Consider the following 13,513-nt stretch of genomic DNA (forward strand, 5'->3'; position numbering starts at 1 on the left):
CTCAGCGCTTGGGGATCTCGTCCCACAGCTGCTGGGCGGTCTTCCCGGTGCGCTCGCGCCACCACTGGTTGTCGCCGTCCTGCCCGTACGAGCCGTCGTGGCCGGCGACGTTCAGCTTGCGCACGATGTCGCCGTCGTAGCGCGTGGCGACGTGGTTGAGGAAGTACGCCGTCGTCCGGTAGGCGTCGGTGTACTTGTCGGACGTCCCGACGGAGGGCAGCCCGCCGTTCTCGAAGTGGTAGTTGCGGACCCAGTCGGCGACGCCCTCCACGAAGTGCCCCGGGAGGACGCGGTTCTGCTGGATGATGTGGACCTGCTCGTGGATCAGGAAGCCGGTGTCGCCCGGGTTGCGGCGGACGTAGTCGGGGTTGACGCTGACCATGTCGCCCGAGGCGTAGGCGACTCCGGTGTTGGACCGGTCGAGCACGATCCGGTACCCGGCGGGGGCCGCGAACGCGTCGCCTATGATCAGCGCGACGGTCTTGGGGAACCAGGCCTCCAGCACCGGCTTCCGCTCCTCCAGCCAGCCGGCCAGGTCGGGGGCCTGCCCGGCGTCCAGGGTGATCCGCACGCCCGTGCCCGGACCGGGCTGCGGCCGGGAGGAGCCGACGGGCAGCAGCTCCCAGCGCTGCCCCGGGTCGCCCCAGTCCGGGCCGCGCAGCCCCAGCGCGACGCCCTCGCCGACGGCCGTCAGATAGCGGTCGCCCTCGTTGCCGCGCACGGTCTTGATCCGGTACCAGCCGCTGCCGGCGTCCTCCAGCAGCCAGCGCTGGTTGGTGTCGCCGTGCTCGGGGAAGAGGTGGGTGACCCCGGCGCTGAAGTTGTAGTCGAGCACCATGCCCTTGCCGGGGGCGTGGGTGCCGTTGGTCAGACCGGTCTCCAGCAGCCACGTGCCATTGTCCTTGGCCCAGAAGACCCAGCTCTGGGCCTTGGAGCCGTTGGGCTTCCAGCCCTGGATCCGGTTGCCGGTGGTGGTCTGGCTGGAGTTGACGTCGACGGTCAGTCCGTTGGCGGACCGGAGGACGAACATCTGGCCGTTCTGCGGGGTGACGGGCATGTCACGATGCCTTTCGGTGGTGGGGTGAGGGGAGTCCGGCGGAAGCTCAGTCGGTGACGCGGAAGCCGTGCTCCGCGCCCAGCTTCTCGAGGCTGGTCCGGCCCGGGACGCCGTCGGCGTCGTCGCCCTCGTAGCCGCAGCGGCTCTGCCACTCGGCGTAGGCGTCCCGGGTGCTGGTGCCGAAGGAGCCGTCCAGCCACTCGGCGGACAGCAAGCCCTCGGCGTGCAGGGCCCGTTCGACGACGAGGACGTCGTCGCGGTGGGTGGTCGCGCCCTGCGGGGCGTCGGGGTCGCTCCCGGCGGCGGCGATCACGTTCGCGAGGCTGACGCCGGAGACATCGACGCCGGAAACCTCGCCGTCGGGGACATCGCCGTCGGCGGCCGTGCCGGACGGTGCCTCGTCGCGTGCGGCGGGAGCGTCGCCCGAACCCGCGGCGAGGACCGCGGACTGCGAGATGGCGCCCGGGTCCCAGTGGTCGTTGCCGGGGACGTTGGCGTGCCCGTAGTGGCCGCCCTCGGAGTGCCAGGTGTCGCTGTCGCGGCTGGTGGACTCCGAGCCGTCGGAGGCGAGGTCGCCCGCGGGCCAGGCGTCCGGGACGCCCCAGGAGCGGGCGGCCTCCAGCAGCGCGGCGAAGTTCGGGCCCGGCTTCCAGTAGTCGGTGAAGGGCTCGCCCGCCCGGGCCAGCACCTCGACCTGGACGCAGACGCGGCCCGTGCGGTTGGTGCGGTCGTCGCCGTCGTTGCGCAGGGCGCGGGCGCTCTCGTCCAGCGGGCCGAACTGCCCGAGGCGGTCGGTCGTGGGGTCGTAGAGCAGGTGCGGCTCGGCGCCGATCTCCATCAGGTAGTCGGCGGTGGAGTCGAACTCCGCGTCGCCGGCGCCACTTTCGGTGGTGTGCCAGACGATACGGGGCGGCTCGTCGGGGGTGTCCATCTCGCCGCCGATGTCGCCGTCGCCCAGGCGCTCGGCACCGGGGATCCAGGTGATGCCCATGGGGGGTGTGCTCCTCGTGCTCGCGGGCGTGTCAGTTGGCGAAGGCCTGGGTCCAGCGGCCGCCGTTGCCGGGGGCGAAGCCGGCGCCGAAGCGGCTGTATCCCCGGCCCAGGATGTTGTTGCGGTGACCTTCGCTCTTCATGAGCATGTCCATGGCCTGGCGCACGTCCGTCACGGGCGCCGCGTTCTCGGCTCCGCCGAAGAGGTTCTGGACGCCCGCCTCCCGGAAGCGGTCGAAGAACGTACTGCCGTTCGAGCCGTTGTGCCCGAGGAAGTTGTTGCGCGCCTGGTCCTCCGAGTGCCGCTGGGCCGCCAGGGACAGCCGGTCGTCGAGCCGCAGCGGCGGCACCCCCGCCCTCGCCCGCTCCTGGTTGACCAGGCTGAGCATCAGCTCGACCGCGGAGCCGCCGCCGGGCTGAGGCTGCGGCTGCGGCTGGGGCTGCTGACCGCCCTGTCCGCCCTGGCCGGAGGACGGGGCGCTCTCCAGCCGCCACCGCTGGGCGTCGCTGCCGGGGTCGGACTTCCACACGCCCAGGAAGCGGCCGGCGCCGTCGGCGGTCAGATAGGCGTCGCCGTCCTCCGTGCGCAGGCTCTTGAGGCGTACGTAGCCGTCGCCGGCGTCCTCCAGCCGCCACAGCTGGTTGGGCTGCCCGTGCTCGTTGACGAGGTGGGCGCGCCAGTTGGAGAAGTCGTAGTCGAGGACCATCGCCTGGCCGGGGGCGTGGGTGCCCTGCGTCAGGCCCGTCTCCAGCAGCCACGAGCCGCCGTCCTTGGCCCAGAAGACCCAGCTCTGGGCCCGGGAGCCGTTGGCCGGCCACCCCTGGATCCTCGTGCCCGGCGCCGTATTGCTGTGGTCGACGTCGGCGACCACACCGGTCGCCGAGCGAAGGACATATGCCTGACCGTTCTGCGGAGCCATTTTCTCTTTGCCACCCAATTCTTTGGTGCGATGAATTCTTTTCGGCGATCGCCATGCTGCCGGGGGCGGATCAACGGCCGGTCGACGGGAAATGGAAGAACGGTCGACGTCACGTTCACGGTTTGTCGATGAGGCGTCTATTCCGCCCTTGCGCACCGCATTCCCGGTTTTTGTGTGGCATGGTGATCGACGGCAATCGCCGCACGTCAGCCCGTGTCGGTGAGCATTCACGGAATCCAGGAGGGCTAAACCATGGCCGGAGCAAAGGAATTCATCAGCGTCGCCCGGGACGAGATCGGATACCAGGAGGGCTTTTCCGACGGACACTGGGACAACGACAACAAGTTCGGCCGCTGGTACGGCATGAACGAAGAGGCGTGGTGCGGCATGTTCGTGAGCTGGGCCGCGGACCGCAGCGGTAACGGCGACATAGTGCCGCGCTACGCGTGGTGCCCGGCGGGCGTGGAGTGGTTCCAGGAGCGCGGCCGCTGGAGCGAGTACCCGGCCGTCGGCGGTGTGGTGTTCTTCGGCCCCGGCGGCGGCAACCACACCGGCATCTGCATCGGCTACACCGACGACGAGATCACCACCATCGAGGGCAACACCAACGACTCCGGCTCGGCCGAGGGCGACGGCGTCTACCTCAAGACCCGGCCGCGCAAGTCCTCGTACATCTACGGGTACGGGATCCCGGACTTCCCCGAGGGGGCCGTCGTGGCCGACCCCGACTGGAAGGGGCGCCCCGGCGTCGTCCACTTCGGCGAGCAGGCCGACGAGTCCGACATCCCGGCCGGCGGCGGCACTCCCACGCCCCGGGAGGAGGACCGGCCCACCGCCCGGGAGGAGGAACAGGAGGAGGGACAGGAGGAGACGCCGGACGGGACCGCCACCGACCCCCGCCAGGTCGTGATCGACGGCGCGGCCTACGGCCCGGGCAGCAGCGGCGAGCACATCACCCGCCTGGGAGAGATGCTGGTACGGGCGGGCTGCGGGGCCTACCGGGTGGGGCCGGGCCCGGAGTGGACGGAGGCCGACACCGAGTCGGTGCGCCGCTACCAGCTGATGATCGGTGACACGGGCGCCGACGCGGACGGCGTCCCGGGCCCCCGGCAGCTGGCCCGGCTGATCGAGGAGTACGGCTCGTAACCGTCCCCGTCGCCACTCGGCCGCCGGTGCGCAATTCCGGTCAAGGACCAGCCATTGGCGGCGAGTTGACACAAGTGTCAACAGTCCCCGTTCTCAACCACACGCAGGACAATCAAGCTTCCCCCACGTCCCGGGGCCCTCGGAGTCGAGGCGAGCTCAATCCGCCAACCGCCGACCGGTCGTTGACGCGTGCCACACGCACATGCGTACGCTTCTTGGTAATCCCGTTCCGCTTCGGCGGCACGGCGTGCGCGCGACACCGTAGGCGTTCGGCCCACTCCCCACACTCGTGGCCCGGTGAACACGGAGGTCCGGCAGCTTGAAGACACACACGCACTCATGGCCCGCGTGGCCGAGGTACACCCCGCAGACCGAGGAGCGCCTGCTCGCGGCGCTGCGGTCGGGCCGCTGGACGGTCAGCGGCGCCTATACCGGCGAGCGGTCCTTCGAGGAGTCCTTCGCCCGGGCCTTCGCCGGCTATCTCGGCGCCGCGCACGCGGTCCCCACCTGCAACGGCTCGGCCGCGCTCACCGTCGCCCTGGAGGCGCTGGACGTCGGCCCGGGTGACGAGGTGCTCGTCCCGGGCCTCACCTGGGTGGCCTGCGCCTCCTCCGTCCTGCGCGTCGGCGCGACCCCCGTGCTCGTCGACGTCGACCCGGACACCCTGTGCATGTCCGTCGCGGCGGCCGAGGCGGCGCTCACCCCCAGGACCAAGGTCGTCATGGCGGTGCACCTGTACGGGTCCGCCGTGGACCTGGACGCCATGGGCGCGCTGACCCGCCGGCACGGCCTGGCGCTGCTGGAGGACTGCTCGCATGTGCACGGCGCCACCTGGCACGGGCGCCGCCTGGGGAGCTTCGGCGATGTGGCGGCGTTCAGCCTGCAGCAGACCAAGCTCCTCACCTGCGGGGAGGGGGGCGTCGCGGTGACCTCCGACCCGGAGATCCACTCCCGGCTCTACCGCAAGCGGGCCGACGGCCGCCGGCACCGCACGGGCGCCCCGCCCGGCGAGCTGGAGCTGGAGGAGCTGCCCGGCGTGCAGGGCTACAACTACTGCATGAGCGAGTTCAACGCGGCCGTCGCGCTGGACGGCCTCGGCCGGCTCGACGAGGAGAACGACCTGCGCAGGGCCTCCATGCGGCGCCTGGAGGAGCTGCTCGGGGACGTCGAGGGCGTGTACCCGCTCGTCCGGCCCGCCGCGCTGACCGCCGAGGCCGCCTACCAGTTCTGTGTCCGGCTGCGCCCCGAGGTGTTCGGCCACGGGGCCAAGCACAAGGTCGCCGCCCTGCTCTCGCAGCAGCTCGGGGCGCATGTCGAGCCCGTCGACTCGGCCCTCAACCGCAACGACCTCTACCAGCCGCTCAGTTCCGGCTGGGCCGGGGCCGGGGCCGATCCGCGGCGGGCCCGGGAGCTGGACCCGGCGCGGTTCGAGCTGCCCGTCGCCGAGGCCGCGGGGGAGAACGCCGTCGTCCTCCCGCACTGGATGTTCCTCGCCCCGCCGGAGCGCATGGAGCTCGTGGCCGCGGCGCTGGGGACGGCCCGGACCCGGCTGGGCGTCGTCTGACGCCTAGCGAGGTCCGCGTCCCGGCAGCTCCGCCCCACGACGAAAGGGCACGCCATGACCTCCCGTACCGCGCCGGGCGCCGCCGCCGTGCGCACGGTGACGTCGACGGACCGCGGAACCCTCACCCAGGGCGACGCCGTCGGTTTCCTGCGCACCCTGCCCGACGCCACCGCCCGGCTGGTGGTCACCTCCCCCTGGTTCACCGGCCCCTTCACGGCCTCCTCCGCCGACCCCACCGGCCCCGGCTTCGTCAAGTGGCTCGACCCGTTCCGCAAAGAGATCGCCCGGGTGCTCCGGCCGGACGGCAGCCTCGTGATGGAGCTGGGCTGCTGCTGGGCGGAGGACGCCCCCGTGCGCACCGTGCAGAACTTCTCCGCGATCGGCGGCCTGCTCGCCGGCGGCGACTGGCACCTGCTCCAGGAGTTCTACTGGTACAACCCCGGCTTCCTGGACGCCGACGTGGAGTGGCGCGACCGGCGCCGGGAGCGCCTCGACGACTGCGTGAGCATGTGGTTCTGGCTGGCGAGGACACCAGACGTGCCCGTGGACGTCAAAGCGGTGCGCGGCTTCCAGAACCACCTCACCCGGGCGTACGGCAACTTCCTCGTCCTGGGCGACTCCGCGGCCGACGACCACGGCCCCGCCGACGCGTCCGGCGATCCGTCCGGTGAGCGGGAACGGGCCCACGCCGAGCGCTTCCCGGTGGCGCTGCCCGAGTACTTCATCCGCCTGCTCACCCGGGAGGGCGAGCTCGTGGTCGATCCCTTCGCCGGGACCGGTGCCACGGCCCTGGCCGCCGAGGCCACCGGCCGCGCCTGGGCGTGCAACGACTTCTCCAACGAGGCGACCGGGATCGCCGAGCGGCGCATCGACGCTTTACGAAGGTGATGGTGATGGACTCCCAGTTCCCTCCCCCGGCCCCGGCCGATCCCCACGGCCCCCCGCCGCCCCTGACCGAACGGCACTTCTCCCTCGGGGACCGGCGCGTCCGGGTGCTGCTCGGGCACGACTGCCTCGACGACGTGGCCCAGGTGCTCACCGCACTGGACGCGGACCGCTTCGTGTTCGTCACCGACGACACCGTCCAGGGCGTGGTCGCCAGCAAGCTCGCGGGGGTCGTCGAGCAGACCGCGCCCGCCCTGCTGCTCTCCCACCCGCCCGGCGAGACCCACAAGAACCTCGCCACGCTCTCCCGGTTCATCGACCTCGCCCTGGACTTCAAGGTCACCCGCCGCTCCGTCGTCGTGGCCGTCGGCGGCGGCATCCCCGGCAACATCGCCGGGCTGCTGGCCGGGCTGCTCTTCCGCGGCATCCGGCTCGTCCACGTCCCCACCACCGTCATCGCCGCCTGCGACTCGGTGATCTCCGCCAAGCAGGCCGTCAACACCACGCACGCCAAGAACACCGTCGGGCTGTACCACCCGCCCGAGCTGATCGTCGTCGACTTCGGCGTGGTGGCCACGGGTTCCCCGCGCGACCTGCGGTCGGGCACCTGCGAGACCGTCAAGAACGCCCTCGCCATCGACCCCGGCCAGATCACCGCCCTGCGCCGGCTGCTGCGCCCCCAGGCCGACTACACGGCGGTGGACCTGGAGGAGATCTTCGAGCTGAGCCTGGCGGTCAAGAGCCGGCTGCTGCTGGAGGACCCCCACGAGAAGTACTCGGGCGTGCTGCTGGAGTACGGCCACACCGTCGGGCACGCCCTGGAACTCGCCAGCGCCGCCCCCGGCTCACGGGCCGTCCCCGTCAAGCACGGCGAGGCGGTGGCCCTGGGCATGGCCGTCGCGGCCGACGTCGCCCACCGGCTCGGCGCGCTGGGCGCGGACGCCGTGGCCACCCACGAGGAGCTGATCGAGCGCGTCGGGGTGTGCCGCTGCCTGACCGCCGGGCTGGACACGGAGACGGTGATGCACCACATCGGCTTCGACAACAAGCGCGGCTACGAGGCCCACACCTCCTCGGACGTCCCGATGGTGCTGCTGGGCGCGCTGGGCGTCCCGCTCGGCCTCGGGCAGCACTACCTCACCCCGGTGCCCCGCCGGGAGGTCCGGGCCGCCGTCCACGAACTGCTGCGCCGGGGCCGCGAGTGCGGCGGGGGCCACGACCCGGGACACGAGGCCCATGGCTGAGATCGTCACGGCCCGCGCACCCCTGCGGATCTCCCTGGCGGGCGGCGGCACCGACATCCCCAGCTACTCCGCCCGCCACGGCGGACTGGTGATCGCCTGTGCCATCGACCGCTACGTCGGCGTGACCGTCCACCCCCGCGAGTTCCGGGGCCGGCTGCGCACCGCCACGGACTCCTGCGAGAGCGTGACGGAGGCGGCGCGGCACCCGGACCCCATGCTGCGGGCCTGCCTGACGCGCGCGGGGCTGATCCGCGACCGCCAGGTCACCGTCTTCGGCGACGTGCCCAGCGGCAGCGGGCTGGGCGGCTCGGCGGCCCTGGCCGTCTCCGTGCTCCACGCCGCCGCCCACCGCCACGCCCCCGGCACGGACGCGGACGCGCTCGCGGAGACGGCGAGCCGGATCGAGATCGAGGACCTGGGCCGGGCCGTCGGCAAACAGGACCACTACATGGCGGCCCACGGCGGCGTCCGGATCCTCCGCTTCGCCCCCTCCGGCCGGGTGGAGACCGAAAGCCTCGACCTCGACCCGGGCGTACGCGCCGAACTGGAGGAGCGGCTGCTGCTCTTCTACACCGGCATCAGCCGCGACGCCGGGGACATCCTCTCCGAACAGAACCGCCGCACCCTGGCGGGCCACGGCGACGCGCTGGAGCGCCTCCACGCGATCCGGCGCATCGCCGACGACATGGCCGACTGTCTGCGCAAGGGCGACCTCGACGGCGTCGGCCCCCTCGTCGAGGAGCACTGGCGGCTCAAGTCACGGCTCGGCTCCCGCGTCAGCAGCCCCTGGCTCCAGGAGCTGCACGACCGGGCGCTGGCGGCCGGCGCCGCCGGAGGGAAGCTGCTGGGATCCGGCGGCGGCGGTTTCCTGCTGCTGGTCTGCGCCCGCGACCGGCGGCAGACGGTACGCCGGGCCATGACCGGCGCGGGCCTTGTGGAACTGCGCTTCCGCTTCACCGCACACGGCTCCCGGGCCGTCGCCCTGCCCCTGTGAACCACCGACCCGAGCGAAGGGCGATCCAGCCGTGCTGGTCACCGTCGTCACCCTCACCAGAAACCGGCCCCGGCTGCTGGAGCGCGCGCTGCGCAGCGTCCAGCGTCAGGACCTCGACGCCCCCTTCCGGCACCTCGTCGTGATCGACGACTGCCACGAGACCTACGCGTTCCTGCGCTCCCACGAGCCGCTGCCCGGGAACGTCCGCTGGCTGCTGGCCGGACGCGGCCCCGAGGACGTCTCCGGGCCGGGACGCTCGGCACGGCTGCGCAACATGGCCGTCCGCACGAGCAGCGCCCACTGGATCGGCTTCCTCGACGACGACAACGAATGGGAACCGGAGCACCTCAGCAGCCTGCTGGAGTGCGCCGGGCGCACCGGCCACCGCGCCGTCCACTCCCACCTGCGGATGCTCAACGCGGACGGCACCCCCTATCTGGAGCCCCGCGAGCCCTGGGCCCGCGACCCGGCGGAGGGGCGCGCCCAGTGGGCGCGGATGCGCGCCAAGGGCGTCGTCTCCCCCGACGTCTGTGTGCGGCGGGACCGGCTCGACCCGCCGGGCACGGACGACCCGGTCGTCTCCGTCGACACCGGTGAATGGCTGCTGGCCCGCGACCTGCTCCTCGACGTGCCCTTCCGGGACGTCTACGACGCCCACGACGAGGCCGAGTCCATCGGCGAGGACGACAAGCTCGCCATGGACCTGCGCGCCCGCGCCGAGCCGGTCTCCTGCACGGGAAAGGCCACCTTGCGCTACTACCTCGGCGGCTACTCCAACAACTTCTCCCTCCCCTTCGACCCGGCCTTCTCCTGGCGGGACGCGGGAGAACACGAGGCGGTCCGATGACCTATCGCGTCGAGAACGGAAAGGTGGTCACCCCGGAGGGGTGCGAGCTCAACGTCGCCCACCACTGCAACCTCGGCTGCGCCTCGTGCAGCCACCTCTCCCCCGTCTTCACCCGCTCCTTCGTCGCGCCCGAGACGGCGGAGCGCGATCTGGCCCTGCTGGCGAAGTCCTTCCGGGCCCGGTTCGTGAAGGTCCTCGGCGGTGAGCCCCTGCTGCACCGCGAGCTCGTCCCGATCCTGGGCTCGGTGCGCGCCAGCGGCATCGCGCCGCGCATCGTCGTGTGCACCAACGGCGTGCTGCTGCCGCGCATGCGCGAGGACTTCTGGGCGGCGGTGGACGAGGTGGAGGTCTCCGTCTACCCCGGCAAGGAGATCCCCGAGGAGAAGATGGCCCGGATCCGCGGCCACGCGGCGGACCACGGGGTCACCCTGACCCTCCTCCACTACTCGCACTTCCGCTACTCCTACTCGGAGTCCGGCACCCGTGACGACCAGCTGGTGCGGCGGATCTACTCGACGTGCCAGATCGCGCACGTGTGGCGCTGCCACACCGTCTTCGAGGGCCATTTCTTCAAGTGCCCGCAGTCCGTGTTCCTGCCCCGGGTCCTCGAGGGCGGGGCGGACCCGTGGGAGGACGCGCTGGAGATCACGGACGACCCGGGGTTCCCGGACCGGCTGCTGGCCTATCTCCGCTCCCCCGAGCCCCTGGCGGCCTGCCGCAACTGCCTGGGCAGCGCCGGGCGGCTGATGCCGCACGAGCAGCGCACCCGGCGCGACTTCCGGCTGCCGCAGCGGCACCCCACCGAGGAGCTCACCGACCGCGCGTTCCTGGACCTGCTGGACCGCACCCCCGACACGGACGACGGCTGCGCCGTGGACAGCGCGCAGGAGTGGCGCTCCCGGCTGCGCGGGAGTGCCGGCGCCGCGGTCGCGGGCCCGGCGTCCGCCACCACCACCCACCACACCCACAAGGGGACCTGATGCGAGCTCTGGTGACCGGCGGATCGGGCTTCATCGGCCGCCATGTGGCCCGTCGCTTCCACGAGGAGGGCCACGAGGTCCTCGTCGTCGACACGCGGTGGACGCCCGACGACCCCTTCCCGGGTGCGGCGCTGAGCGTGACCGCGCGGCGGGAGCTGACGGAGCTGTTCGCCTCCTGGCGGCCGGAGGTGGTCCTGCACCTGGCGGGCGTCGCCGACGCCCGCGCCGTCCTGGCCGACCCGGTGACCGCGATGGACGTCAACGTCACCGGCACCACCGCGGTGCTCGACGCGTCGGCCGCCTGCGGCGTCTCCCGCGTCGTCCTCGCGGGAAGCTGCTGGGTGTACAACGCCATGCGCGTCGAGGCCATCGACGAGGACGAGCCGTTCCTGCCCACGGGCGCGGGCCACTTCTACACCACCTCGATGATCGCCAAGGAGCTGCTGGCCCGCGACTACGCCCGGCTGCGCGGCCTCGCCTCCACCGTCCTGCGCTACAGCCCCGTCTACGGCCCCGGCATGTGGCCCGGACTGGTCGTCTCCGCGTTCCTGCGCGCGGCCGCCGAGGGCCGGGAGCTGACCGTCTTCGGCGACGGCTCCGAGCGCCGCGCGTTCCTCCACGTCCACGACCTCGCCGACGCCTTCCACCGGGCCACGGCCCCCGTCGCCGCCAACCAGGTCTACAACCTGGAAGGCCCCGAGATCCTCACCACCGGGGAGCTCGCCGAGCGGGTCTCCGCGCTGTTCGGCGGGGTGCCCATCACCTACCGCGAGGAGCCCACCCGGCGCGGTGAACTCGTCTACTCCCAGCGCTTCGTCTCCACCGCCAAGGCCCGCGCCCAGCTCGGCTGGACCCCCAGGATCACCATCGACGAAGGGCTGCGCATGGAGCTGGAGCACCGCCCGGACCACAGCGGCCAGGCGGGGGTGAGCGGCCGATGACCCGTCCGCACGTGGTCCCCGTCCGGCCCGACTTCACGGAGGCGGACATCCAGGAGGTACTCGCCGCCGTGCGCACCGGCCTGGAGACCGGGCAGCTCACCCAGGGCGCGCAGGTCGAGGCCTTCGAGGCGGAGATGGCGGCCTGCACCGGCGCCCGGCACGCCGTCGCCGTCGCCTCCGGCACGGCCGCCCTGGTCTGCGGGCTGCGGGCGCTGGCCGGCGAGGCCGGGGGCGAGGTGCTGGTACCGGCCAACTCCTTCTACTCGACGGCCGCCGCGCCCCTGCTGGCCGGGCTGCGGGTGCGGCTGACGGACGTGGACGCCGCCACGCTCGCGCCCGGCGTCCGCGAACTGGAACGGGCCGTCACCGACGCCACCACGGGCGTCCTGATCGTCCACATGGGCGGCATCGTCACCCCGGACATCGAGTCCGTCGCCGCCTGGTGCGCCCGGCGCGGGCTGTGGCTGTTCGAGGACTGCGCCCACGCCCACGGCAGCCGCCTGGCGGGGCGGCACGCCGGGACGTTCGGCGCGGCCGGGGCGTTCTCCTTCTTCGCCACCAAGGTCATCACCTCCGCCGAGGGCGGCATGGTCACCACCGACGACGACGAACTCGCCCGGCTCGTCCGCCTCTACCGCAATCTGGGCAAGCCCGAACCCTGGCGCAGCGTCCACACCGTGCTCGGCGAGAACGCGCGGATGAGCGAGCCGCACGCCGCCATCGGCCGGGTCCAGCTGCGCCGCCTCGACGAATTCCTGGCCGTCCGCGACCGGCTCGCCCGGCGCTACACCGCCGGACTGGCCCAGATGCGCGGCGTCCGCCCGCTGCTGCCCGGGCACTCGCCGGCGAGCTGGTACAAGTACGTGGTCGTGCTGGACCCCGGCGTGGACCGGGGGCGGCTGCGGGAGCGGATGCGGGACGCCGGGGTGCAACTGGGCGGCGAGATCTACGAGATGCCGCTGGACGCCCAGCCGGTGTTCGAGGGCCGGTTCCCGGCCGGGGAGCACCCCGTGGCCGCGGACCTGTGCGCCCGGCACATCTGCCTGCCGCTGCACACCCGGATGAGCGACGACGACACCGACACCGTCCTGCGCGCCCTCGACAAGGCCCTCGCCGAGGAGGACGTGACCCTGCCCCCGCGGCACTGACGGAAAGGGAACCCCTGTGCCCGCCCTGTCACCGGAAGAGCTCTACCTCTTCGACACCACCGGATTCCTGGTCGTGCCGGGCGCCTTCGACCCGTCGGAGGTCGCCGGCCTGCGCGCGGAACTCGACCGGCTCCACCCCGTAGACCCCGGATTCGCCAACACCCGCCGCTACAACGACCTGCCCCGCGCCAGCGAGACCTTCGCGAAGCTCGGCCGGGACGAACGCATCGTCGGCCGGGTGCGCGAGGTCGTCAACCAGCCGCTGCGCGTGCTGGAGGGCTACGCGCTGCGCCGCGGCCGCGACAGCGTGCTCTACCTCCACGGCGGCAACGCCGAACTCCTCGACCTCGACGGCGGGACCGTGGGCCGCGACCTGTCGATCACCCACACCTACCACGACGGCAAACTGTTCTGCCCCTATGTGAAGGCCCTGGTCTACCTCAGCGACATCCGCTCCCCGGAGGACGGCTCGTTCTGCTACATCCAGGGCTCGCACAAGGCCAACTTCCCGCTGCTGCGCCCCCGCGCCGAGCGCGGTGAGCGCGCCTCGCTGATCGACGAGGGCTTCCCGACGCTCACCGACGTCTTCGTCGGCGCCGGCGACCTGCTGATCCTCAACGAGGCGCTGATGCACGGCACCCGCCGCAAGCGCACCCCCGGCGACCGCGTCCTGGCCGCCTTCGGCTACGGGCCGACCTATATGGCCGACTGGAGCGAGTGGGACGGCGAGTCCGGCGACCTGCGCGGCACCGGGTACGTCGACCACGACGTCGAAGAGGACTTCGTCCGCTGACCCC

Annotated in this window: 13 protein-coding genes; 10 read left to right on the plus strand and 3 right to left on the minus strand. The window is 72.6% G+C overall.

Going from position 1 to position 13,513, the window contains the following annotated elements; all coding sequences use genetic code 11:
- Position 1: 1 nt before the first annotated feature.
- From ACFYZR_RS17420 to ACFYZR_RS17430, 3 genes are read right to left on the minus strand one after another with little or no spacing between them, the layout of a single operon-like run.
- Entirely contained in the window at positions 2-1,057 is a 1,056-nt protein-coding gene (locus ACFYZR_RS17420) for a basic secretory protein-like protein (protein WP_391911021.1), read from the minus strand.
- A 46-nt stretch (positions 1,058-1,103) separates the two neighbouring features.
- On the minus strand, positions 1,104-2,048 hold the full coding sequence (locus ACFYZR_RS17425) for a peptidoglycan-binding protein LysM (protein WP_391911023.1): 945 nt from the start codon (positions 2,046-2,048) through the stop codon (positions 1,104-1,106).
- 31 nt (positions 2,049-2,079) lie between these two features.
- Positions 2,080-2,967 carry a CAP domain-containing protein gene (locus ACFYZR_RS17430; protein WP_391911025.1) on the minus strand — a complete coding sequence of 296 codons (888 nt, stop codon included), beginning with the start codon at positions 2,965-2,967 and terminating at the stop codon, positions 2,080-2,082.
- Between the two features lie 252 nt (positions 2,968-3,219).
- On the opposite strand from ACFYZR_RS17430, the gene ACFYZR_RS17435 reads away from it, so the two are divergent.
- From ACFYZR_RS17435 to ACFYZR_RS17480, 10 genes are all read left to right on the plus strand, one after another.
- Entirely contained in the window at positions 3,220-4,113 is an 894-nt protein-coding gene (locus tag ACFYZR_RS17435; protein WP_391911027.1) for a peptidoglycan-binding protein, read from the plus strand.
- Between the two features lie 319 nt (positions 4,114-4,432).
- The gene (locus ACFYZR_RS17440) at positions 4,433-5,677 is read left to right on the plus strand and encodes a DegT/DnrJ/EryC1/StrS family aminotransferase (RefSeq protein ID WP_391911029.1); all 1,245 of its coding nucleotides are present in this window, start codon (positions 4,433-4,435) and stop codon (positions 5,675-5,677) included.
- Between the two features lie 54 nt (positions 5,678-5,731).
- Positions 5,732-6,565: a DNA methyltransferase gene (locus tag ACFYZR_RS17445; RefSeq protein ID WP_391911031.1), complete on the plus strand. Its 834-nt coding sequence runs from the start codon at positions 5,732-5,734 to the stop codon at positions 6,563-6,565.
- 5 nt (positions 6,566-6,570) lie between these two features.
- On the plus strand, positions 6,571-7,806 hold the full coding sequence (locus ACFYZR_RS17450; protein ID WP_391911033.1) for a 2-deoxy-scyllo-inosose synthase: 1,236 nt from the start codon (positions 6,571-6,573) through the stop codon (positions 7,804-7,806).
- Positions 7,799-8,800 carry a hypothetical protein gene (locus ACFYZR_RS17455; RefSeq protein WP_391911035.1) on the plus strand — a complete coding sequence of 334 codons (1,002 nt, stop codon included), beginning with the start codon at positions 7,799-7,801 and terminating at the stop codon, positions 8,798-8,800. The genes ACFYZR_RS17450 and ACFYZR_RS17455 overlap by 8 nt, the downstream gene beginning before the upstream one ends.
- A gap of 31 nt (positions 8,801-8,831) precedes the next feature.
- Positions 8,832-9,647, plus strand: a complete 816-nt coding sequence (locus ACFYZR_RS17460) for a glycosyltransferase family 2 protein (RefSeq protein ID WP_391911037.1) — start codon at positions 8,832-8,834, stop codon at positions 9,645-9,647.
- Positions 9,644-10,627, plus strand: coding sequence for a radical SAM protein (locus ACFYZR_RS17465; RefSeq protein WP_391911040.1), 984 nt, complete (start codon positions 9,644-9,646; stop codon positions 10,625-10,627). The genes ACFYZR_RS17460 and ACFYZR_RS17465 overlap by 4 nt, the downstream gene beginning before the upstream one ends.
- Positions 10,627-11,568 (plus strand): NAD-dependent epimerase/dehydratase family protein, encoded by a 942-nt coding sequence (locus ACFYZR_RS17470; RefSeq protein WP_391911042.1) that lies wholly within the window; start codon positions 10,627-10,629, stop codon positions 11,566-11,568. Before ACFYZR_RS17465 ends, ACFYZR_RS17470 begins: the two co-directional genes overlap by 1 nt.
- Positions 11,565-12,716 (plus strand): DegT/DnrJ/EryC1/StrS family aminotransferase, encoded by a 1,152-nt coding sequence (locus ACFYZR_RS17475; RefSeq protein WP_391911044.1) that lies wholly within the window; start codon positions 11,565-11,567, stop codon positions 12,714-12,716. Before ACFYZR_RS17470 ends, ACFYZR_RS17475 begins: the two co-directional genes overlap by 4 nt.
- A gap of 16 nt (positions 12,717-12,732) precedes the next feature.
- Complete coding sequence (locus ACFYZR_RS17480; protein WP_391911046.1) at positions 12,733-13,509, plus strand: phytanoyl-CoA dioxygenase family protein; 777 nt, start codon at positions 12,733-12,735, stop codon at positions 13,507-13,509.
- Positions 13,510-13,513 lie beyond the last annotated feature (4 nt).

This window comes from Streptomyces sp. NPDC001678 (assembly GCF_042892945.1).
Lineage (GTDB): Bacteria > Actinomycetota > Actinomycetes > Streptomycetales > Streptomycetaceae > Streptomyces.